19 protein-coding genes are annotated in these 22,396 nt (G+C 47.5%); 2 read left to right on the plus strand and 17 right to left on the minus strand.

Features of this window, described 5'->3' with window-relative positions; genetic code table 11:
* Positions 1 to 199: 199 nt before the first annotated feature.
* From AC4IE7_RS10415 to AC4IE7_RS10425, 3 genes are all read right to left on the minus strand, one after another.
* Positions 200 to 2,506, minus strand: a complete 2,307-nt coding sequence (locus tag AC4IE7_RS10415) for a TonB-dependent receptor (protein ID WP_490776772.1) — start codon at positions 2,504 to 2,506, stop codon at positions 200 to 202.
* A gap of 574 nt (positions 2,507 to 3,080) precedes the next feature.
* Positions 3,081 to 3,728, minus strand: coding sequence for a response regulator (locus AC4IE7_RS10420; RefSeq protein ID WP_490776773.1), 648 nt, complete (start codon positions 3,726 to 3,728; stop codon positions 3,081 to 3,083).
* 293 nt (positions 3,729 to 4,021) lie between these two features.
* On the minus strand, positions 4,022 to 5,338 hold the full coding sequence (locus tag AC4IE7_RS10425) for an ATP-binding protein (RefSeq protein WP_490776774.1): 1,317 nt from the start codon (positions 5,336 to 5,338) through the stop codon (positions 4,022 to 4,024).
* Between the two features lie 183 nt (positions 5,339 to 5,521).
* Between AC4IE7_RS10425 and AC4IE7_RS10430 the strand changes: the two genes are divergently transcribed.
* On the plus strand, positions 5,522 to 7,588 hold the full coding sequence (locus AC4IE7_RS10430) for a TonB-dependent receptor family protein (RefSeq protein WP_490776775.1): 2,067 nt from the start codon (positions 5,522 to 5,524) through the stop codon (positions 7,586 to 7,588).
* 692 nt (positions 7,589 to 8,280) lie between these two features.
* On the opposite strand, the gene AC4IE7_RS10435 is transcribed toward AC4IE7_RS10430, so the two are convergent.
* The 12 genes from AC4IE7_RS10435 to AC4IE7_RS10490 all read right to left on the minus strand — a co-directional run bounded on the left by AC4IE7_RS10435 (position 8,281) and on the right by AC4IE7_RS10490 (position 19,744).
* Positions 8,281 to 8,853 (minus strand): DUF2380 domain-containing protein, encoded by a 573-nt coding sequence (locus tag AC4IE7_RS10435; RefSeq protein ID WP_490776776.1) that lies wholly within the window; start codon positions 8,851 to 8,853, stop codon positions 8,281 to 8,283.
* Entirely contained in the window at positions 8,816 to 9,760 is a 945-nt protein-coding gene (locus tag AC4IE7_RS10440; RefSeq protein ID WP_490776777.1) for a nucleotidyltransferase domain-containing protein, read from the minus strand. The genes AC4IE7_RS10435 and AC4IE7_RS10440 overlap by 38 nt, the downstream gene beginning before the upstream one ends.
* Before the next feature lie 6 nt (positions 9,761 to 9,766).
* Positions 9,767 to 10,999: a type III PLP-dependent enzyme domain-containing protein gene (locus tag AC4IE7_RS10445; RefSeq protein ID WP_490776778.1), complete on the minus strand. Its 1,233-nt coding sequence runs from the start codon at positions 10,997 to 10,999 to the stop codon at positions 9,767 to 9,769.
* The gene (locus AC4IE7_RS10450) at positions 10,989 to 11,717 is read right to left on the minus strand and encodes a (5-formylfuran-3-yl)methyl phosphate synthase (RefSeq protein ID WP_490776779.1); all 729 of its coding nucleotides are present in this window, start codon (positions 11,715 to 11,717) and stop codon (positions 10,989 to 10,991) included. The genes AC4IE7_RS10445 and AC4IE7_RS10450 overlap by 11 nt, the downstream gene beginning before the upstream one ends.
* On the minus strand, positions 11,714 to 12,283 hold the full coding sequence (locus AC4IE7_RS10455; RefSeq protein ID WP_490776780.1) for a DUF447 domain-containing protein: 570 nt from the start codon (positions 12,281 to 12,283) through the stop codon (positions 11,714 to 11,716). Before AC4IE7_RS10455 ends, AC4IE7_RS10450 begins: the two co-directional genes overlap by 4 nt.
* Positions 12,280 to 13,686: a DUF6513 domain-containing protein gene (locus AC4IE7_RS10460; RefSeq protein WP_490776781.1), complete on the minus strand. Its 1,407-nt coding sequence runs from the start codon at positions 13,684 to 13,686 to the stop codon at positions 12,280 to 12,282. Before AC4IE7_RS10460 ends, AC4IE7_RS10455 begins: the two co-directional genes overlap by 4 nt.
* Before the next feature lie 24 nt (positions 13,687 to 13,710).
* Positions 13,711 to 14,217, minus strand: coding sequence for a 6-pyruvoyl trahydropterin synthase family protein (locus tag AC4IE7_RS10465; protein WP_490776782.1), 507 nt, complete (start codon positions 14,215 to 14,217; stop codon positions 13,711 to 13,713).
* A 536-nt stretch (positions 14,218 to 14,753) separates the two neighbouring features.
* Positions 14,754 to 15,179 carry a DUF6647 family protein gene (locus AC4IE7_RS10470; RefSeq protein WP_490776783.1) on the minus strand — a complete coding sequence of 142 codons (426 nt, stop codon included), beginning with the start codon at positions 15,177 to 15,179 and terminating at the stop codon, positions 14,754 to 14,756.
* A gap of 525 nt (positions 15,180 to 15,704) precedes the next feature.
* Positions 15,705 to 16,319 (minus strand): amino acid kinase family protein, encoded by a 615-nt coding sequence (locus AC4IE7_RS10475; protein WP_490776784.1) that lies wholly within the window; start codon positions 16,317 to 16,319, stop codon positions 15,705 to 15,707.
* The gene (gene pabB / locus AC4IE7_RS10480) at positions 16,310 to 17,704 is read right to left on the minus strand and encodes an aminodeoxychorismate synthase component I (RefSeq protein WP_490776785.1); all 1,395 of its coding nucleotides are present in this window, start codon (positions 17,702 to 17,704) and stop codon (positions 16,310 to 16,312) included. Before pabB ends, AC4IE7_RS10475 begins: the two co-directional genes overlap by 10 nt.
* Entirely contained in the window at positions 17,701 to 18,750 is a 1,050-nt protein-coding gene (locus tag AC4IE7_RS10485) for a hydantoinase/oxoprolinase family protein (protein ID WP_490776786.1), read from the minus strand. The genes pabB and AC4IE7_RS10485 overlap by 4 nt, the downstream gene beginning before the upstream one ends.
* The gene (locus tag AC4IE7_RS10490) at positions 18,740 to 19,744 is read right to left on the minus strand and encodes an ATP-grasp domain-containing protein (RefSeq protein ID WP_490776787.1); all 1,005 of its coding nucleotides are present in this window, start codon (positions 19,742 to 19,744) and stop codon (positions 18,740 to 18,742) included. The genes AC4IE7_RS10485 and AC4IE7_RS10490 overlap by 11 nt, the downstream gene beginning before the upstream one ends.
* A gap of 18 nt (positions 19,745 to 19,762) precedes the next feature.
* Here AC4IE7_RS10490 and AC4IE7_RS10495 point away from each other — a divergent pair, with 18 nt between their 5' ends.
* Positions 19,763 to 20,449 carry a HisA/HisF-related TIM barrel protein gene (locus AC4IE7_RS10495; protein WP_490776788.1) on the plus strand — a complete coding sequence of 229 codons (687 nt, stop codon included), beginning with the start codon at positions 19,763 to 19,765 and terminating at the stop codon, positions 20,447 to 20,449.
* 6 nt (positions 20,450 to 20,455) lie between these two features.
* On the opposite strand, the gene AC4IE7_RS10500 is transcribed toward AC4IE7_RS10495, so the two are convergent.
* The gene (locus tag AC4IE7_RS10500) at positions 20,456 to 21,691 is read right to left on the minus strand and encodes a 6-pyruvoyl trahydropterin synthase family protein (RefSeq protein WP_490776789.1); all 1,236 of its coding nucleotides are present in this window, start codon (positions 21,689 to 21,691) and stop codon (positions 20,456 to 20,458) included.
* 187 nt (positions 21,692 to 21,878) lie between these two features.
* Positions 21,879 to 22,391, minus strand: coding sequence for a formaldehyde-activating enzyme (gene fae, locus AC4IE7_RS10505; RefSeq protein ID WP_490776790.1), 513 nt, complete (start codon positions 22,389 to 22,391; stop codon positions 21,879 to 21,881).
* Positions 22,392 to 22,396: the final 5 nt, after the last annotated feature.

The following is a 22,396-nucleotide window of genomic DNA, read 5'->3' on the forward strand; positions in this document are numbered from 1 at the left end:
CGGGAAGCCACTCAAGCCGCGATTACGGCGTTGCACCCCTTGGTAAGGGAACAACCATTACCTGCGGGCTGCGCCTTGCACTCACGGCTTGAGCGGCTTTCTAAATACAGGGTTTATATGACGCACCGCACTAGTTCATCCAGGATGAATGGATTAGTAGACTATGCTTCCACCTCCAGCGGCTTTAATAGTGTTTAGATCAGAAAAATTCATAGCTAATTCCAGCCCAGAATGCCCTGGGAGATCCGGGTGAAAGAAAACGGCTATCTTCATACTCATCACCAAGAACCTCATCGGCTTCGCCATAGAGACCAAAGGTTTCGTACTCTTTGTCAAATAGGTTGTCCACCTTGGCAAACACCTTAAAACTGTCAGTGGCCTGATATTCACCCCGTAGATCGACCAGGGTATAACCATCAATTTCATCATCAAGGTTTGCTTCATCGCCTCGCATGATGGTGCTGGAACTATATTGTAAATCCAGGCCAAGAGAGAGTTTCTGGGTCATATGATAGGTGACTCCTGCTTTTAGCAGATTCTCTGGTAGACCCGGAATCCTGTCGCCTGGTTGTATGCTGATTTCACCGTCTACCGCATTGGGGTTGTTAGGGCTGGCGATGGTCAGGTTTTCTTCAAATGTTGCCTTCAGGAAGGTGTAACTCAGGAACCAGTCAAGCTGTTGATCAAATGAGTTACCGTTCAGGCTCATCTCTATACCCTGTCTGCGGGTCTCTCCTACATTATCAAAATAACCCTCATTGGTAAGCGCTCCGGCACTTATAAAAATGATGTCATCATGATTGGTGGTATGAAACACTCCTAGGTGCCACTCAACTCCTGCCTGCGAGCCACGGATTCCGCCTTCCCAGGTCTTGGCCACAACCTGTTCCAGGGGTGGATCTGAGAGAAAGGCATTGGGTAACCGACAAGGATCATCAGGATCTGCGCAGGTCAGTTCCATCGCTGTAGGTGCTCGATTCGATTCACTGTAGCCCGAATAGATATTGAATTGATCTGACAAATCGTATGCGACACCGGCTGCCGGATTGAATCGCGTGAAACTGTGATCACCATTCAAGGCTGTACCCAGTTGATCTTTAAGCTCAATCTCTGTCTTGTTCCATCGACCGGAGAGGGTAAGTGACAGCTGTTCAGTGACAGACCAGGTATCCGTCAGATATAGGGAGAGGTTCTTTGTTTCTGTCTCAACTTCTGTAAAACTCTCCTCAACAAGAATGCCACTACCAATGGCCTGTCTGCTCTCATCGAGCCTGCCCAACTCACTATTGGATGAGAAATCAACCTCACTTCGATCAGCAGCTATACCGATAATCATATGATTATCCCTACCCGCCAATGATTGTAAAAAAGCACTCTGTAAGCTGAAACCCACTGTATCCTGATCACTTTTTGAACGGTTAACAGTAGCGCCTTCAACTGCATCATCTTCCAATACAGGGTTACCATTCTGATCAAACACAACCTCCTCTTCATCCCCATCCTCTTCACAGATGAAGCCTGCGTTCTCTGCATCTTCACACCCTTCATAGTCAGAATCGTCACCGTTTAATGTGTCGAGTTTGCTATTGCGGTAAAAGAGCATTCCTTCAAGCACTATTTCATCGCTTACATAGTGCTCACCTCCCAGTCTAAGTAGTGTGGCTTGCTGTTCTGTAATATCCGGACGAGTAAAGATTGTCTCCCTATCCTCCTCTAAAAGCTCTATCGGCAACGCGCCATTACCGATCAACTCACTGTCACTCAAACTCAGGCTGAGCTCTAGTGTGCTCAGTTCGCCCTGCCAGGTCAGATTACCAAACAGTTGTTGAGACTCAGATGGCGAATAATCCCGCCAGCCATCCTCTTCGAAATAGTTGCCTGTAATAAAATAGGCCAGATTGTCCTGGCTGCCACCAATGCTGGCTTCTGCTGTATAGCGGCCGAAGGAACCTCCGGACAGCTCAATGTCACCACCGGGATGGGAGAAACCATTCTTGGTATTGATTGAAATCGCGCCACCCAGGGTATTCAGTCCGAATAGTGGATTCGATCCAGACATCAGATTGATACCGGCAATGGCCGAGTCAGGAATCACAGACCAATTGACTGTGTCACCAAAAGGTTCGTTTATTCGGACACCATCCATATAGACAGAGATGCCCTGAGGTAATCCGATCAGAGGCGAGGCAACAAATCCACGATAGAGTAGATCTGGTTGCAGTGGATTGTTTTGTGCCTCATTGAGAAATACGCTGCCAAAGCGTTGATTAAGGAACTCTGAAAGATCCAGGCTCTGTTGCTGTTCCATGTCCCCATCAGTAGCAACCTCGGTGTGCATCGGTAAGCGATCTCTTTCAATGCCTACACCATGCAGTGGGGTCGTGCTGATGACTTCGATTGGCGCCAAAGTTTCCGCAGCCCAGCTGCCTCCTATACATGGCGATATAAGGATCGCGGCAATAAGCCATCTGCTGCGCTTATTTTTCGCTGATTGCATTCCTGACATGGTCGTAATCTCTCTTTTTTCTACTTTTTTTTGTTATTAATAACTATTAACAAAACATATGCATATAGGAGTTTATAACCCTATTCGGCATGGAGATGAAGAGGAACTTTTCTTGGGAATTCGGGAAATTTTCCCGTGTCAGAAACGAACATATTTGCACAGTGTCACCCGTTACACTGTTATCCCATTAACTTCTATTATTATCGTGTAAATTGTTGAAGGATAAGAGCGTCGGATTCCATTCGAGTGTAGTGTACAACAGGAACATCATACATTTTTCACCTGATATGGTGGGGCATGGCCCCACCCTACAGCAACCCTGAAAAGTGTGTCTCTTGGTATCCTATTTTGATACGAGCGAGTAGCGCAGGAATAACCCAACTATCGGAATAGATTCAAGCGTTGGGTGGGGCCATGCCCCACCATCAAGGCGTGGTTAGCTGAGAAGGCTTTTCTTTGTCACGAGCCTCAACGCTGTGCAAGGGCCCCTAACATTTATATTAAAAGGACAGGTACGCTTCGGTTGATGAGGAGATATTTATTTGCCGGATTAATAAAATATACTACTTAGGGGCTACTCACTGATTGGATCTATGACACCGTGCCGAATTGCCAGGTGCACCAGCTCAGTTGTGCTTTTAACATTGAGTTTTGATTTGATCTGTGTGGTGTAGTTGGCCACTGTCTTGTAACTCAAAGATAATTCGCTGGCAGTTTCAGTTGGCGAGAGACCATGGGCTAGAAGATTAAAGATTTGAAACTCTCGGGTGGTGAGACAGGCGAATACTTCTCTATCGCCACTAGCTTTATGCAGGGCCAGGTTCTGCGCGAGTTCGTGATCGATATAAGCCTGCCCTGATGCAATTGCTCTGATCGCATCCACCATAATTTCAGCAGCGCTATTCTTGGTGATATAGCCCCGGGCACCGGCTGCCAATGCCTTTTCAACAAAGGCGGTATCATCATGCATACTGAACACCAGAATTGCAGCATCACGATCACGGGCAACAATACGCCGGATCGCCTCAAGTCCACCAATTCCAGGTAATGAAAGATCCATCACCACCAGATCGGGTAGAAACTCAGCATATCGTTGGCAGGCTTCTTCACCACGACCAGCCTCTGCAACCACATCAATATCATGGGTTCCGTCAAGCAGGGTTTTGTAGCCGGCCCGTACAACGGCATGATCATCAACAAGTAGAACCCGGATAGCACTCATTTCTAAAATAATTTTCCTAGGGCCTGTGAACACTAATCGAATCGTCCCTGCTGAGACTGTTTTTTCGTCCAGCAAGGCAGAATAAGCGAGTTGTAGCCATTCTACATGAGCGAATGATAACGCCGCTGGGCGGAAAAATAGCCTCAGCCCTTCGGGTTACCCCTGAAAAAGTGCCTCTCGGCGTTACTCGTCGTTCATTTGGAGTGACCAAACCTCTCTCCTCGCGCCTTGATTGGCGCTTTTTCAGGGGCAACAGGGCCGATTCGATTAGTGTTAACAGGCCCTAATTACCCCTAACTTGAGGGTATAGTGATATCAATTGATACACCCTTGGTGGGTTCACTGGCAAGGGAGATTTTCCCACTCAAAGCCTCAATTCGTTCACGCATACCAAGCAGCCCCATGCCTTTGCGCTTGTTTTTTTGATCGAATCCCTGACCATTGTCACGGATAGATACCCTGATCTCACCTGACGAATTACGTTCAAGTTTTATCTCCACCTTCTCCGCTTTAGCGTGTTTGGCAACATTGGTTAGTGCCTCCTGTACGATACGATAGAGGGTAATTGCACGATCTTCGTCCACCTCATCGAACTCACCAATGATGGTGAGGGCACAGAAACACTCTTCCTGATGATCATTCCAGCCATCTACCAACCTTTCAATACCGGTCACCACGCCCAACTCTTCCAGGGCAACAGGTCGCAGACGATTCATCATGTCACGAACAACACTATACATGTGGTTACATACACTGATAATGGAATTCGTGCCATCATTGATATTTTCAGGGTGCTGTCTGAGCGTGACTGCCATTGCCTTTATTGCGCTGATCGATTGGCCCAGTTCGTCGTGCAGTTCCCGAGACAGATGACGTCGCTCCGATTCCTGCACTGACATCAAACGCCTGCTGAGCTGTCGATTCTCTTCCTGCTGAGCCTCCAGAACCTGCGCCATATGATTGAATTGCTGTGACAGACGGTTCAATTCAGGCAAGTTAAACTTTGGAAGACGAGCTTCATAATTACCAGACTGTATGATGCCGAGACCAGTACTGATCTGATTGACAGGTTTTAATGCTCGACGGATGGTAAATGCCATCAGTACAAGGTAAATGAGTGTAAAGGTAGTGATCAGCATGACAATCGAGCGAGCCTCCAACCATACCTCTCTGATCTCATCTGATGGATCTGCCAATATTACAATCTCACTGCTACCAAATTGTGGACTTGCTATACGCTTATGATATTCCGCTGGCGGTGGTTTGACTAAGTTGACAAACCATTCTGGAACCACTTTTGGTGCCAACTCCTGTCGCTCACTGAATGGATAGATGACCGTGCCGTCACCACGGGTCAGTGCTATGTGCAGATGACGCGTATCATCCAGTCTTTGCAAGTGGGTAATCAGAATTTGCTGTGCCTTTACCTGATCCTCGGCATGGCTGCTTATCAGCGCTGCTGTTAGCAGTTGCATTGTGATTCGCGCACTCGATTCGACCTCATTAGTGATGTTGGTACGTGCCACACCAAGCGCGAAATAGGCACCAAAAACAAACATCGCCAAGACAATCGTCAATACCAGAATCAGTAGTCTACTTGTCAGTGTCATAAGGCTCTTGTTTACCGAAACATACTAACCAGGTCATAGATATTAATATCGACTTGATTGCATTAACAGGTCAAGAGACCAAGTCCATACAATGTCATCACGGGATTTTTTCCCATATTAATAAAGGTTCAGATGGATTATTTTTTGCATTACTCAAGTTATATATCTCTCTCGGAGTGAATCATGTTACCTCTACGCCGTCAAACACCAGCACAGCTTGCTATTCTGATTTCCTTCACCCTGTGCAACGACATTATGGCCGAGGAGTCTGCTGAGGCTACCGTTTTGGAAGACATTTCGGTAACCGCTACACGAGTTGAAAAACCACTGGAAAATGTACCGGCAGCAGTTGGTATTGTGCAGCAGCAGGCGATCCAGTTCGCTCAACCCCAACTGGGACTCGATGAATCTCTGACCCAGATCCCCGGCATCTTTATGCAGAACCGTTACAATTTCGCTCAGGATCTGCGCATCTCGATTCGTGGATTTGGAGCCCGCTCAGCATTTGGTATCCGCGGCATCAAGGTAATGGTCGATGGAATTCCTGAAACCCTACCCGATGGACAGGCGAATGTGGACAGCATCGATATCGGCTCAATTGGGAATATGCAGGTGATTCGCGGGCCTGTCTCAGCCCTGTATGGGAATGCATCAGGAGGCGCACTTCTGATTGAATCAGAAGAGCCGCCAGAGATTCCTTTTATCTCACTTCGCCCTACTTTTGGTGAAGATGGTTTTCAAAAAACACAACTCAAATTTGGTGGCAAAACTGAGTTGTTTGATTACTTGGTCAATCTTTCTGACATGAGCTACGATGGTTATCGCGACCACAGCGCCACAGAGCAAAGCTCCCTTAATAGTAAGTTTGGTATCGATTTTGAAAATGGTGCACGTTTCAATACTGTAATCAACTACACCGACTCACCACAGGCCGATGACCCCGGTGGTCTGACCGAAGCACTGGCAGAGGATGATCCAACAACAGCCTGGACGAGAAATTCAACCCTCGATTCTGGTGAAGAGCTGGAGCAGACACGATTGGGTTTTGTCTACGATACCCCAATGGGTGACAGTGGTGAATTACGAGTACGCAACTACTATGTCTGGCGGGATCTGGCCAATCGTCTGCCCATAGGGGCAACAGGTCAAGGCATCCTGCTTGATCGCTTCGCTGTAGGTGGTGGTATCCAGTACACCCACAGCGCTCCTGTTGCCAATCATGCCAATCGCTTTACCACTGGTATTGACCTGGATCGTCAGCAGGATGAACGAAAACGTTATCTTCTGGCCGGTGACAGTTTGGGTGAAAAAACTCAGGATCAGGATGAGCAAGTCGATAGCATCGGCCTCTATCTGCAGAATGAATACAGTCTCAGTGATCGCATGGAATTAACCCTGGGTGGTCGTTATGATCGACTCAACTTTGATGTGGAGGATAACTTTCTCAGCAATGGTGATGACTCAGGTGATCGAAGCTTCAACAAATTCAGCCCCTCTGTGGGATTTCGCTTCACAGCCATGCAGGATCTCAATCTTTACACCAATATCTCTCGCTCTTTTGAATCACCAACAGCAGTAGAACTGCGGGATCCCGATGGTGCCGGATTCAACCAGAACCTGGATCCACAGGTGTCCACCAATTATGAAATCGGTTTTAAGGGTGCCATGGGTAAAAAAGTCCGCTATGACCTGGCTCTATTCACTATGGATGTAACGGATGAGCTGGTACCTTTTGAAATCGACGACATAACCTATTATCAAAACGCCGCAGAATCCCGTCGCAATGGATTGGAAGCTCAACTGGTATTTGAACTCTTCGACTATCTGATTACCACACTGGCCTACACCTACTCAGATTTTGAATTTGACAAATTCATAGATGATAACGGCAACGATTTCAGTGGAAATGTCATACCAGGCATTCCCGAAAACCTGTTCAGTGCCGATTTCTCCTACACCCACCCAAATGGTATCTATAGCCAGTTCACCGCCTTGTTTGTAGATGAGATTTACGCCAACAATGCCAACACAGTAACCAATGATTCCTATACCGTGGCAGATCTCAGAATTGGTTATACAAAGTTCTTTGGCCCTTGGGAGCTCTCACCCTTCATTGGCGTCAACAATCTGTTTGACGAGCAGTACAACGGCAATGTACGTATCAATGCCTTTGGCGGACGATACTTTGAACCAGCCCCTGATCGGGATATCTATGCTGGATTGACATTAAGGTATGATTTTGGAAGCTAACGAGCGGCCTAGTATTTAAAACAAACAACGCACTCTGGGTAGGGTGGGGCCCTGCCCCACCATAAGGTTTAACGAAAAAAGTTTATGGGTTTGTAACCACCTTCTTTGGTGGGGCATGGCCCCACCCTACCTGTGAAGGTGAGCTAACAGATTAGAGTAGTCCGTAGCCTGGATGTAGTGCAACGGAATCCGGAGGAACAGCGCACCAACCATCCCGGATTCCGCTGTGCTCCATCCAGGCTACCTAGCTCGTTCTGAGATTTAATGCACGGCCCAATAGTTAAAACAAACAACGCACTCTGGGTAGGGTGGGGCCCTGCCCCACCATAAGGTTTAACGAAAAAAGTTTATGGGTTTGTAACCACCTTCATTGGTGGGGCATGGCCCCACCCTACCTGTGAAGGTGAGCTAGCAGATTAGAGTAGTCCGTAGCCTGGATGTAGTGCAACGGAATCCGGGGGAACAGCGCACCAACCATCCCGGATTCCGCTGTGCTCCATCCAGGCTACCTAGCTCGTTCTGAGATTTAATGCACGGCCCAATAGTTAAAACAAACAATGCACTTTGGGTAGGGTGGGGCCCTGCCCCACCATAAGGTTTAACGAATAAAGTTTATGGTTTTGTAACCACCTTCTTTGGTGGGGCATGGCCCCACCCTACCTGTGAAGGTGAGCTAACAGATTAGAGTAGCTCTATTTCCTGGTCGTTGATGGTGTCATCATCTCAGACAAATCCCGGAGCATATAATCCGCAGCTCTAAGCCATGCCTTCTCGTTGTCACCTCTGAAGTCATATGCTTTGCTAATAAATGTCTGTTGAGTGGCTATATCTTTGATTTCGATATGCATGGTCAGAACCAGAATACTCATCTTATATATCCAGCCTGTCATAACCTTTTCTCCATCAACCTTTTTCGCCAGATCGTATTCACATAGGTTACAGTTTCGAATATCGGTGCCTAACTGGGCACTTTTTACGGCTTCATTGACTCTATCTTGCGGAACAACTTTAAATAAACCTTTTTCTTCGATTTTTTGAGCAATATAACGCGTCATTTTATCGAGCATCTTCTGGTTTCTCTCCTGGCCACCAGGCACAGGTGTGTTATCAACAATCTCAAACGGTAATACAACAAGCTTCTCGTTCTGAGCAGCTTCTGAGCTATTACTTAAAAAAACAGCTAGCAAAAAAAGTGTGGGAATAGCCACTGATATTCGTTGAGAAAAACTAATGGTGTTGTGATGATAGTGCTTTGATATATTCATGGGATGCCTCCCTGTTGGTACCGATAACAATACGAAGATGCCCGGCAATCGATACCTCTAATTGCCCCTGAATTTCCACCTGTTCATCTCTTAAAGCCTGGCCGCTATAGGTTGCGGTATAACTGATTACCTCATCTATAGCAGGATGACTTAGTCTATAGCGGGCGGGATAATCAAAACTATTCCGATCATCAGCAATAGTTGTCTTTAAGTTGACCCTACCCTGTTTTCTATAGCGTATAAGGTCCTGCCACCTATCAGCAGTTAGCAGACTGATATCAAATTTTGTCTCTTCAATTGCTGCTTTATTATATTTGCGATGTTCATGCCAACAATATTCATCGTATGTCAGAGCGCAGCCGCGTCGTGCATAGGCGTCCTGCCATAGTGTTTCATGCAGCGGTTGCAACTGTTGTTTAGTGATTAGAGTTTTGATGATTTCTCTGGCTTTGAAAAATGCCTCTCGCTGATAGAAGACTAAATCTATGTCAGAACTCTGCTTTTGAGCACCTATCAGCATGGAGCCAGTCACGCCAATCTCCGCTGTTTCCAAACCCTCCGCTTTAAAGAGTTTAATCAATCGCTGCAGTTTGGCTTCTATTTGGTCGTTCGGTTCTGCCTCTAGAATCTCCAGTAAGCGCAGCCTGGGTTGGTGGTGATATACGATTCGATCAACACCTACACCATGCAGCCAGACATCTCTTGTTGTGGAGTAGTAGAGATAGTAGGGATAGCTATCTTGCAACAGCTTTTCAGCTTCTGATGTGCTGAGTTTCTTATATCCATTAGGTGTCCGCTGATAGCGGAGAGAAGAGAGGATACGTTGATCTTCCTGATCTTCTGTAACTACAGCGAAGATCAACCCTTCAGCGGTCTCGACAAAATCCTTGGGCTGATAGTTGTCCAAGACAACCTACCCTGCACTGGTTTTGGAAGTCTGTTGAACGACATCCATTCCACTCCATTGCTGATGATAATCTGCGTAGTCATAAGACCTCATCAAACGCAGTTGGTTATTATCATCAAGAAAGTGGATTGATGGCAGATTAAGACCGTTAAAGCGGGAAGCTTTTATCAGTGAGTAGGCACCAACATTTTCAAAAATAAGCCGGTCATTGATTCTAAGTGGACGGTCGAACTGGTATTCACCAAACAGGTCGCCACTCAGACAGGTGCAACCCGCCAGGATTACCGAATAAGCCCCTTCACTCTTTTCTCCGCGAAGTTTGGGTTTAACCTGATACTCAAAAACTTCAGGTAGATGGTTGACTGAGGTATCGAGTACAGCTATCGATTTACCCTCGCTTTCAAAAGTATCAATGACTGTTGATACCAATACCCCTGCATCATCCACTACTGATGTACCAGGCTCCATATAGACCTCAGCCTGCCATTCAGATTGAATATGAGCTATTGTTGATAACAGTATCTCCAGATCCTGTGCAACCTGGAATTGGTAACCTCCCCCCAGGTTGATCCACTCAATTTGTCTTACCAACTCTGGTAACTGTTCTTGCAGATGGGCCACTGTCGATTGCAATGGTGCGAAGGAACTGGAACAGAAATTGGTATGTAGATGCAGACCACTGATGCCACTTGCTGGAAGGGTTCCCTCCCGCCAGTGTTTAACGACTTCTGACAAGGGGGCTCCGAGTTTGGAGTGGGCGCGACAGGGATCATAGCGTGGATCATCTAGAAACGAGCGTTGCGGATTGATCCTTAGACCGATTTTTGCCCGGCCGGCTAAATGAAATGGTAAGCGTTCCAGCTGACTCAGTGAGTTGAAGCTCACTGCATCACAAAGATCCCCAATTTCTGCTAACTCATCCTGTCGGAATCCCGGTGTGGTGATATGCATTGCGCCCATACCCCCTGTGACTTCATGGGCGAGCCTGGCTTCAAACAGCGAACTCACGGAGAAGCCATCGACATGATTACGAATCTGTTCCAACAGCCCCTTAAAGGGACATGCTTTGATTGAATAGAGCATATGACAACCGCTTGCCAAACGGATGCGCGACAATAGAGCAAGGTTTTCAGCCAAACGTTTTTCATCGAAAACAAAACTGGGTGAAGTAGAGAGGGACTCGACCCAATCAGTAGAGGCCTCGTTATCAGTTTCAGATTGCCAGTAACTAATCCCCATAATTCACCCCTGTGAATGTGGATTGCTGTTCAACCGGTTGGCCGTTATAAGTGAATGCGTTGCGAACTTCACTCAACCGATGCGGCATAATCCCCGCAGTTCGCTCTGACTGGTCACAAAGTGCTCCACGAAATCCAAGATAGTCTGGCATTAGTGGCAGTAGCCTGGGAATATCCTGTAAAGAGAGTGATCCGGCCAAGCCGTTCAGCATCCCAAGGGATCTGCTCTCTACTACGAAATGAGCTATCGATTCCAGATCGATGTGGCTGAGTAACCCACCTCCGCCCTTCCCTGCCGTATCCAACATAACACCACGAAAACCAGCTGAAGCAAAAGCCTTCAATTGATGCAGTGGGGGTTGAAGATCAGCAAAGAGTACCGCCACAACCGCATATTGGTCTGTGAGGCTGGAGATAGCCTGTAAACATTCAGTCAAATTATCGTTACTGAAGAACCCCACCTTGACATAGTCGACACCGCACCTTGCTGTTCTTCCTATTGCCTGGGTAAGTTGTGCGGGTTCAGCAGGCAGATCACCAACGGTTGCACTGACTGGACAACGATGTCTGCATTGCAGTACCAAGCTGTTTATTGTCTCTATCGGCAGTGCACCGAGGGCACCACTGTGAGGATTCTTTAGGTCGATAATGTCTGCTCCGGCATGAATTGCCAGTTCCATCTCCTGGTGATCAATCACACTGGCTAAGAGTTTACTCATACTGCGCCCTCCCTAGACTGCAGAAGATCGTTAACCCGAACCATCAACCAATCCCAAGCCTCCTTCTCTCGATCCCCTGCAGTTTTCTCTATGGCGATGGTGAGATAGGCAATCTCATTTTCAATTTTCTCATGCGACAATCTGCCCAGTCGACTGACAAGAATTGCCAACTCCAATACTGCTGATTGGGCTCTATTGAAACCTTGGAAAGGTCTATGGTTGGCTTGAAATAGTGGTTTGCAAATCAAGCGTGGGCGGATTGGATCCTCCTCCACTCGCATCAGTTGAACCTCAGTGTGAGCCAGTGCATTGGCGAGCCTTGGCGCGGAGACCTTTTCAGCTTCAAGCAGTGGCCAGTCATAACGTCCGGTAAGGCAGCCTGCGAATACTCTTACATCGTCACAATAGTTGATCACTGCACATTCACTGGCAAGGATATTATTGAGTGTCCGTGAAGGACGAAAGGGGGCAACTACAACCTCCTCTTCTCGCCATACCACACCCATCGGTGCAATCTGGTTTTCACCATCTGTACTGCGACAGGTAACGATAACTTCCTGGATCATGATCTTTTCCTGCTCTGGCTGACTTTTTTCATGGTTGTACCAGGCGCCTCCTGGCGATTCAGATCCCGCACGACCTCAGGTAGGGCGACACCCCAACTTAGTGGTTGATCCTGTACATAGCGCTTACCCAGTTGCTGTGCAATCTCTGCCCGGGCAAGCTCAACGCCAAGGTAGAAGGCGTGACCACCATCACTCTCAACACCCAGCTGCGGGTAGAAATCGAAGGGGTCACTATGGGTATGCATCCCATCCCTGTTAAAGCAGTGAACCCCCTCATCACTGACCTGTATTCTGAAATTGGGATCACGAATCTCCGCGGCAAGGTCACTGACCTCAGAGGCGTTATAGGGAAATGGCTTGATTTCATGCAGAGCGGTCAGGCCGCTATCAACCTGCTTAGGCAATCTATTTTCCTCTCTCGCCCAATACATGATCCGTCGTGCTCTATCTGCCTCTCTTATCGCACTTCGACAGTGTGGACTGACCTGGGTAGATAGAATATTTGTGACATGAAGCTCTGAAATAATGCCCATTAAAACCGCATTAATACCTGTAGTATCTGCTTCTGTCAGCTCTGTGATATTACCTACACCCATCATTATCTCAGCATCTGGATAGTCACTACGCAGACGTTGATAGCGAACGATTGAGTCGGTAAAACCGAAATGGATCGGATCAAGAATCGGATCTGCAATGTATCTACGACCCAGTTCATCAAGCTGTTTCATCGCCTTTTGCAGGGAATCCAAATCACCTGGCTGGGCAGGAATCAATATTGGTGTTGAATCAACCTTATCGGCAATCCAGAGGTTATTCTCATGCAGGCTGAGAAGATAATCAGCGCCAGCTTCCCCGCCAGCCAGCAACTCTTCAGACAACATGGAATCGACACTCACCTGATAGCCCTCATCCTTAAGCGCCTGTACGGACTCTGCCAGGTGAGGAAAAGGTGTTTCAGGCAGACAGCCCAGATCGATCACATCTGCACCATCAGCAGCATACGCCTTTGCCTGCAGAATAATTGCTTCAATCGTCAGATTTGGTGCGTCGACGATTTCAGAGAAGATTCGAACATCATAACCACTCAGATCGGGCGCCTTACCCTCCATACCGAAATATCGGGGTAAGTCCATCAACTCTTCCGGGCCACGCTCAACTGGAATTCCAAAATGGTGGCTGAGTTGATCCAAGTCTCCGCGGCAGCGGCCAGGTACTAAAATTCGTTGTGCATCTCCAATATCGGTGAGACGACGCTTGATCATATCCGCTGTCATCAGTGCTGCAACTTTGAGCCCAAGATTATGGACTCGCCATTCGAAGGCATCAGCGTTCATCTCCTGCAATACCCGGACGAGCTGTTTCTCCGCCAGGGAACCAGTAAGAAAAAGGATCTTTTCTGACACTACACTACACCCTTTATAGCCATCTCAATTGGTGCGGAAATCACGTCGACAGATACCCCACTGCTGATCAGCCTCTTCCACTGCGATCTCGAGGGTCTCCACATGGTTCAAGGCGTTGTCTGATTCGAGTTTCGGCAGTAGTGATTCCATGATGTACCAGGCGAGCATTTCTGCCGTGGCGTTGGCAATCGGGAGAATCAGGCAGTTACTAACCGGTAGGGAGAACTGCTTGTCGTAACTTTTGACTTCGATCTGCTCACCTACCTCCTCTATATCAACCTCTCTACTCTTACCAGGCAGAAGTATCTTGTCGTGAAGTTGCAGACAGACTTCTGCAGCGAGGCGATTGAGCTGGACAAAATCGATGACGAAGGCATCGTCATTATTGTCACCATTGGCCTGAATACGAACATGAAAGTTGTGACCATGAAGATTTTCACAACTGTTGTTAAATGTGATGAAGTGGGCTGAGTTAAAGTGTAACTCACCCGGATGCACACTAACTGCAAATGATTGCGCGTGATTTTGCAACGGTTGGCTCCGATATTATAAGTATTTTAACTACTTCCCAGGTTCCTCAAGTATCCTGGGGTGCCAGGTAAGCGTCAACCTGACTCAACAAATAGTATGCAAATATAGATCCAATCAGTGCTTTTCGAAAGAATCAGTTTAGCTGCTCATTACGGATAGCAGAATCAGCTATTTATAGGCACTCAGGTGTCTAGAGATGAGATAGGCGGATCATCCCCCTATTAAAAGCTCTTAGGGTGGGGCCGTACCTGCTGGATTGAGGAGGAAAACGGTGTGAAATTATCCCTGTTTTTACTCATGATCGACATTATTTGCTAGCTTTTAGCGACTTTTGCTGGGGCATGGCCCCACCCTACGCAAAATGTAACACTTGTTTATGGCGCGTGCTGAAAGGTTCAACATTCAGATTGCTTTGGCACAGCTGTGTTCACAATCTGCAACAGTGGAAAGGGGGTGGTAACTCAAAATTATTGGAAAATGAGCGGCTATTATGAGAAATAGCCGCCTGGATTGGTCATTTGATGGGGATATCCTGATTAAGATGTCTCTATGGGCTCTTTATCCTCACAACGCAGCATAGGAACAACCCTTCCGACTGGATAGTAGGTTCCGTACTCGACCAGATACTTGCTCTGTATGCTGTAGGCTTGACGCTCTGCTTCTATACTTCTCTCGCAGTTTTGCAGCAGTGCACCCTCTTTACCCTGAAGCCAATGAACCAGTTCATGCAGTGCGACAGAAGAGTGGAACAAGTTGTTTTCGAGATCCATACGATCATCTAGATAGATCACATCCCCTTCACCAGGATACCAACCAAGTACCTTGCAGGAACGTCCACTGCAGGCTTGTTCTTCGAGCCAGCTGTGAGCCACCATACGCATTTCGGGACAGGTATTTTTCTCGACTTGTTCGAGATCGGAGAGGGTGAACACCCAGGAGAGTAGTACTGCGCATAATTCCATAAGATACCTCTATGCTCTGCATCATAATCGACAATTTAGTCACAAGGACGGCCTGTCTGATAGAGGAGTCCGTGCCGCATATCCAAGACCATCAATAGTCTGATGTTTAATATATCGGGCAGTTGCAGCAGTACTTTAGAAATAGCTAATACAGCAAAACCAAATAAAACCAATAACATCAGATCTTACTAATATTCTGCATAACATATGCCAGCAATGCATTGATAATTGTTTATGCAATTATTTCATTAGGTTATGATGCTTTATTTATAAATTACTTTATTAATGAAACTGTCTAAATCAGTTCAAAGCTGACAAAAACACGCCACATAACAGTGCATGGTCACAATTTGATTTTATTAAGTAGTTAGTAAGCGATAGCTTGAGAGTCGAAAGAGTGAGTCTCAATTTGATTGGATATCTGCCTGCAAGCCGCTGGCGTTTGCTGCGTATAAGTTAAGGGCACCTCTATTAATTGAGATACCCTTAAGTTTCTGTGGTGAGTATGGCGGGTAGTCGGGTAAATTAAGGCTTAGAGATCACTACCCTGGTGGCATACTCATACTGGTTGTTGAGTAACTCACTTAAATGGGAATGAACTTCCTGCCCTACCATCCAAGCCTCAACAGGGTTCATCCGCAGGTAGTGCTCGAATCTATCATCCACTACATCATGCTCTTTAAGCATCTTTGTGCTCAGACTGGGTTTATCGAAAGTGATCGATTTCACCAGTAACACTCTCTCTATACCGAGTTGTCCTGCAAGCCACACTGCCAACGAATCAGAGGTGACACGCCAGCTCTGTTCAATCTCTGGATCTGCCATGACCATCGATGTTGGCATCCAGACTGGGGTAATCCCCCTTTCAAGGGATGCCTCAATCTCCTTTTGTGTGGTGGCAACTTGTAATCCAGGCTGTAGCCCACACAACATCCTTCCATATTGCTCCATGGCAAGCAGGGCCATGCAATGGGCAGTGGCTTCATCGAAGCCAAATTGGTTTTGGGAAAGCCTCACCTGATCGGCAAAAGGTCCGCCACCGGGGACTACGATCAGAGAGCGGTTATCGGCAAAAAGCGCCAGCCACTCTCTTAGATTATCTGCATTGAAGAGACTGCCACCGAATTTGACTACCCACATTTTTCGGAATTCATCTGTTCCATTTGCTGCAGGAGATCCAGCAGTGCAGAAGCTTTATGGTAGGTCTCCCGATATTCAGCCTCGGGATCAGAATCGGCAACTATGCCACCACCTGCATACAATCGAGTGATGCCATCTGCATGCACCATAGTTCTGATGGCGATGTTGCTATCCATGTCACCATCAAAACTGACATATCCGATTGAGCCACAGTAGATACCGCGTCTATGTGGTTCAAGCTCTTCTATGATCTCCATCGCACGCAGCTTTGGCGCACCTGTAATTGAGCCACCGGGAAAACAGGCCCGCAACAGTGAGAGGGCATCCTCTCCTTGAGCCAATTCACCACTGACTTTACTCACCAGATGGTGTACCCGGGAAAAACTTTCAAGCTTAAATAACTCAGGTACCTTAACAGTGCCATTTGCACAGACCTTACCCAGATCATTGCGCAACAGATCGACAATCATCAAATTTTCAGCCTGATCCTTGGTGCTGCCTTTGAGTAGTTCTGCAAGCATCATGTCCTCGATCGGATCCTCTCCCCTGGGAGCTGTTCCTTTGATAGGCTTGGTTTCAACTGTGCCAGCCCGGAGTTCCAGAAAGCGCTCTGGCGAGGAGCTCATCACCTTACACTGAGGGGTATTGAGGTAGGCGGCGAATGGGGCCGCATTGAGTTGTCTCAACCCTTTATAGGCTTGCCAGGGATCGCCTTCTGCCGCTACCGAGAAGCGCTGTGCGAAATTGACCTGATAGCAGTCGCCATCGAGGATATAGCGTTTGATTCGTTGTATCGATTCCAGGTATTCAGCCTGGGTCATATTTGAGCAGACTTCACCTAATACACGATAAGGCTCTGTTGCTCGGGATTTAGCCGAACGCTCTCCAACACCCAACATCAGTCTGCGAAATTTCTCAAGTCTGGTAGGATTCTGCCCAACCAGCCAGCTACGCTGTTGCTGGTGATCCACAACCAAAGACCAGTCATAGATTCCCACAGCCATTTCAGGCAACTGCTCCATATCTTCAGCGATTGTCGGCATCCGTTCCAAACGACGCCCCAGGTCATAGCCAAAATATCCGATTGCACCGCCACAAAACGGTAATCCCTCAATACCTTCCTGCAGAGGCCCCAAGGCTTCACGAAGCAGTTGAAAAGGGTCTTCTGTAGTGAGGCGCATATTGCTGCCATTAGAAGATATTCGGGTATGCTCTCCATGTGTGACCAATACAGTCACTGGATCAGCCGAGAGGATATCGTAACGCCCCTGCTGGCTGTAAGGCTGACAACTATCCAGCATCGCAGCCCAGGGAAGATGGCATATCGCCTCAAACAACTCGGCACTATCCTGCCGGTAGGGGAAGTCGAGGGCCTGAATTTTCATTTTGAACCCTCCATCGCTAGGCTGGCGACAGCAACTGCAGGCGCACACTCTGCCACTTTGGTCTGAATCTCTTGTTCACAGGAAAAGAGTGACTCTATCCCCAAGTATGGTCTATTCAATCTGCGACTGATCTTCTCGATCATAAAGCGCCCTGCTCCTGCACCTATCAGAGGGGCATCTGTGGACAACCCAGGAGCCGAGAGATGCCTTTCACAGGCATCCTGCACCAATCGCAACTGTTTTTCAGCAATAAACTCAGAGACGCTTCGCCAACCTGCAGTGTTGCTGGCATCCGCATCCAGACCTAACATACGGGCTAATCGACGGGTACTCCCCTGACAACTCTTTTCACCACCATCCGCACTGGGCAGGAGGTCTGCATCATCAGGCAGATCACCATTGAGTCTGTAGATATCAGCAGTTGTTGCAAAGTGTTCCGCCATCAAACCTACCCACTCCCCAGCAAAAGGGACCTTATCTGCTATTGCCATCAATGGAGTGCGCACAACGCCGGTATAGATCATTGTCTGCTCTACCAGGCGCTGATGATCGGAATAGCCGGAAACCAACAGCCGCTTATCGGCAAAAGGTATCAGATCGGTGGTGGTACTTCCCATATCAATCAATAAACCTTCGGGCAGACGGTTGGCAGCCCAGGATGCCGTGGCAAGCCAGTTTGCTGATGCAACCTGATTGGTATTCACTTTGGCAGCCTGGTGATCCAAAAATCCCGACATGCCGCCAAAGATTGCCAGGTCTGCACCTGCAAAGCGGTGACTCATACTATCGATCAGTGCATTTACACCACTCTCACGGTCAGGAAACAGATCGACCAGCTCCCCTGTCATGGTGACGGCATGTTTCAAGCCGATATTCTCTCCAACCTGGTTCAGAACTTCATCGATACTTGAGTGCAGATTCTCGAGTCCCTGCCAAAGAGGACAAGCTATCTGCAACACAGCATCCACGCCGCCATGCTGATTGACCAGGGCTGCTTTAGTATGGGCGCCACCGAGATCCCAACCTAATATTGCATTATGCCGCACCGGCAAACTCCAGATTTACATCTACTACGGACGAATTAAGCATTTTTTCTGACAAGCACTGTTTATTCTGCAACAGGTCAAACACCAAAGCAGCCGGGTTGACCCCGGTAGACTCCTTTAGCCCAACATATGAGGTGGTCACTCTAGGATTGACCTCCAGCACCTGTAAGCCCTCTGCTGTATCAAGAATATCGATACCAATGATACCCCACAAATCCGGAATTGCAGCTGCTACGGCTTTACCAAGATTTCTAAAGCACTTTTTATCTTTCAGGTGGCCATTCACAACACACCCCAAAAGCATGAATCCATTGTCTGTCATTGCTATTCTTTGATGATTGACACTCAGCAGTAGTGCCTTACCACCAGCTACCAATAAGTTGATACTTGTAGGTTTTCCATGGATAAAGGGTTGAACCACATAGTCTCCACCCACCGGTAAATAGTTAAACTGCTGGCAAAGCTCATCCCGGTCACGACAGATTCTGATTCCCTGACAGCCAACACCATCATCCGGTTTAAGCACCCAACTGCCCAGATGGTCAGGCACACCCTCTTCGAAACGGTAGGTGGGCACAACCGAGATACCCTCTTCTCTCAAACAGATGGATGTCAACATTTTGCTGGTTGTCATCTGTACTGCAGAGGGGGGACTGTTTAACAGTAATTTGCCCATGTTGACCACTGTTTCACTGATATGCAGCAGCACATTGGAGAACTCAGGCGCGATCGGCCAGACCGCATCAGCCTGCTCAAGACACTCTATCCAAGCAGCAGTGAAATCCTCCATACTATTCAACATATGACATACTACAGGCAGATCGAGCTGCCCCAATCTGGCATCTCGTGTTACAAACACCTCTATACCCTCGATTTCCACAAGATCGGAGATTAATGACTTCAGCATCATATCCCCCTCTTCGGCAAGGGAGGGTGGTAAAGGGCTGTCCAGCAATCCACCACCCGTAATATACTCAAAGACGAATACTTTCATGGCTAGCTATCCATACTAATGAAGCTTATTCCAGTCATAGACTTGATGAACGGAGATGTGGTGACCGCAATCAGAGGTCAGCGTGAAGCCTATCTGCCTTCCGATACGCCGCTCTGTTCCTCCAGCGATCCCCAGATAGTCCTTTCCGCACTGCTGCAGGTTCACGCTTTCGACACGGTTTACATCGCTGATCTCAATGCTATTAGAGGAGATGGCTCCAATTTTGAAGTGATTGATAGGCTCCACCATGATCATAAAGAAATCACCTTTTGGGTGGATAATGGAGTGACTGAGCTGGCCAGACTTACACAGATTGCCAGGCCAGTAATTGGTACTGAATCGGTCAACAGCATCGAACATCTTAGTCATCTGGTCACCTCGGTTGCAAAGCCAATACTTTCACTCGATTTCTTCGACGACAAATTCAAAGGCCCGGATGACCTCGATTATCTGACGGAACTATGGCCGAAAGATGTTATCGTCATGACCCTCTCCCGGGTCGGTAGTGCTAAAGGTGCAGATACCTCTAGGCTTGAACGACTGAAAAAACTCTCACCTGATACTCATCTCTACGCTGCAGGCGGCATCAGAGACCAAAGAGATCTGACGATGCTTAGTGCTCTCGGCATAACTGGTGCTCTGATCTCCACTGCCCTTCATCAAGGCGCAATTAATAGTATTGAGATCAATACTATTGTTGGGTAGTTGATATTAGCCGCTTGATTTACGAATAACTTCCAATGCTGGTGTTTTCTCCTTAATCAGGTTTCTTAATGATGACCTCCCCAGTCTCTCATCGAGAAAGTGGGTCATTAAACGATCGCTACCCTGCAGCTGAAAACTCTCTAAACTTGGACCAGTATAGTTACACCATGACTGTGGCGTTTCATACAACTCAAGTTCTATCAATCCGGGGAGATACTCTATTAACTGTTCCCAGATATAGACACATAACATTTCGGTACTTGAGCGCCATGACAGTTCTGTAGCTGCATAGTTAAGGTTATGGTGATCAAACTTTTCAATCACCTGCCTATTTGCCACCCGCTTAAGGTATCCATAGTCCACCACACAACCTGTTATCGGATCTATGCGATCTCTTACTTTGACATGCAGTAGATATCTGCCACCATGCAGGTTGGAGCACTTGGCCGGATGGTCAGTAATAAAGTGCGCTGCATCGAAAACCAGTTCTTTAGAGACGGTGACTTGTGGCGTCTTCTGGTCGAACCTCTGCAGAACACCTGGCATCTCTGTAAAAATCTCACTTACCAAGTCTAATAAGCGATCTGTATCGGAAATGGTTAAGGTACGTAGAAGCAGGCCATCGGTATGGTCAGCTGCATCCAGTTCTTTAAAATTGATACCACGCTGTGATGCCTCTGCCATCACACTCTTACCCGCTGCCTGGCCTGGAAACTGAAGGAAAAGATATCCAGCCTGCAATTCACCGACATGAGCAATGAGAACAGCGAGACTCCAGACGAAATCGGGAGGCGGTACTGGTGACAAATGAGCCTCAACAGTCTGAGAAAGAAAAGCACTGGGCACCTTCAGTCTATTCAGAGAGACTACCCTGTGGGTTGTGTCTGCATATCGATACTCCTGGCGGAACTGAAATCCATATTCACGTAACCACTGTAGACTCCATAGGAGTAGATCCAAGCGACGAATCTCGCCGGGTACTAAAGTAAATTCTCCATCATTGTGCAGCAATCCAGCCCACTTTAATCCTCTGAAAAGGGCTCGGGCGCGCTCCGAAGGATAGGCTTGAGGTTGTGTGTAATCATCAACCCTCTCTTCCAGATTGACCTGATCCCGCTCAAGCAGAAGATCGAGTGGCAGATGATGCCTGATTGCATATTCATGAAGGGTCAGCGAACAACAGTCGAGTAAATGACTGTTGTCGAGACGGTTTAGTTCAGTACCACACTCGAGACATTGCATAATTCATCCTACACAATCGAATTGAAATCGACTGTAAAGATCATTGATTTGATTCGAGATGGCGACGATGACGGCATTTTTAATCTGCCAAAACAACTGATACAAACCACCTCAATATAACATGCCCGGAATTAATATTCCGGGCATGGCCGGATCAGATCCTTATGCTAAAACCAATATCAATCTATTAGTCATGAGCAGCAAATGGATGTGAAGCTGAACCTTTCTGAGCCACAACAGCACTGGCCGCAGGTTCTCCACTTACAGCACGCTTGATAGACTCTTTGGTTGCCTGATAGTTGTAATCCTGGATCTTTGTATCATCCTCGGCTTCCCAATGGATGAAAACACCAACACAGATGAAGAGATCATCAGCCTCATCAGCAGGGATAGTGCCATCTTCAACGCAATCAGCAACAGCCATGGCAACACCGCGCTGTGCTGGGCCAAACATCTGTACTGCCTGCTTAGCGCCTTTGATAGTTACTTTATTGAACATCATGGTGCTTGGTTTGCAAGCCAGATTTGGAGCAACCACTGCAAGCAGTGCAGTAAAACCATCTTTGTTGTTGACCAAGCCGTTACAGAAAGCTGTCTCTACAGCAGATCCACGAGGACCAATCAGAAGATCGATATGTGCAACCTCGTTGCCATCTCCGACCAGCGATTCTCCGACCATTGTTCTATTGATAACTGACATTCAGT

The sequence above is a fragment of the Candidatus Thiodiazotropha sp. AKAK3 genome, from assembly GCF_058244645.1.

What these genes read in the sequence shown, in the direction of transcription:
- AC4IE7_RS10415 (WP_490776772.1), bottom strand. Translation starts at nt 2,506, where the DNA reads ATGTCAGGAATGCAATCAGCGAAAAATAAGCGCAGCAGATGGCTTATT.
- AC4IE7_RS10420 (WP_490776773.1), bottom strand. Translation starts at nt 3,728, where the DNA reads ATGAGTGCTATCCGGGTTCTACTTGTTGATGATCATGCCGTTGTACGG.
- AC4IE7_RS10425 (WP_490776774.1), bottom strand. Translation starts at nt 5,338, where the DNA reads ATGACACTGACAAGTAGACTACTGATTCTGGTATTGACGATTGTCTTG.
- AC4IE7_RS10430 (WP_490776775.1), top strand. Translation starts at nt 5,522, where the DNA reads ATGTTACCTCTACGCCGTCAAACACCAGCACAGCTTGCTATTCTGATT.
- AC4IE7_RS10435 (WP_490776776.1), bottom strand. Translation starts at nt 8,853, where the DNA reads ATGAATATATCAAAGCACTATCATCACAACACCATTAGTTTTTCTCAA.
- AC4IE7_RS10445 (WP_490776778.1), bottom strand. Translation starts at nt 10,999, where the DNA reads ATGGGGATTAGTTACTGGCAATCTGAAACTGATAACGAGGCCTCTACT.
- AC4IE7_RS10450 (WP_490776779.1), bottom strand. Translation starts at nt 11,717, where the DNA reads ATGAGTAAACTCTTAGCCAGTGTGATTGATCACCAGGAGATGGAACTG.
- AC4IE7_RS10455 (WP_490776780.1), bottom strand. Translation starts at nt 12,283, where the DNA reads ATGATCCAGGAAGTTATCGTTACCTGTCGCAGTACAGATGGTGAAAAC.
- AC4IE7_RS10470 (WP_490776783.1), bottom strand. Translation starts at nt 15,179, where the DNA reads ATGGAATTATGCGCAGTACTACTCTCCTGGGTGTTCACCCTCTCCGAT.
- AC4IE7_RS10475 (WP_490776784.1), bottom strand. Translation starts at nt 16,319, where the DNA reads ATGTGGGTAGTCAAATTCGGTGGCAGTCTCTTCAATGCAGATAATCTA.
- pabB (WP_490776785.1), bottom strand. Translation starts at nt 17,704, where the DNA reads ATGAAAATTCAGGCCCTCGACTTCCCCTACCGGCAGGATAGTGCCGAG.
- AC4IE7_RS10490 (WP_490776787.1), bottom strand. Translation starts at nt 19,744, where the DNA reads ATGAAAGTATTCGTCTTTGAGTATATTACGGGTGGTGGATTGCTGGAC.
- AC4IE7_RS10495 (WP_490776788.1), top strand. Translation starts at nt 19,763, where the DNA reads ATGAAGCTTATTCCAGTCATAGACTTGATGAACGGAGATGTGGTGACC.
- AC4IE7_RS10500 (WP_490776789.1), bottom strand. Translation starts at nt 21,691, where the DNA reads ATGCAATGTCTCGAGTGTGGTACTGAACTAAACCGTCTCGACAACAGT.
- fae (WP_490776790.1), bottom strand. Translation starts at nt 22,391, where the DNA reads ATGTCAGTTATCAATAGAACAATGGTCGGAGAATCGCTGGTCGGAGAT.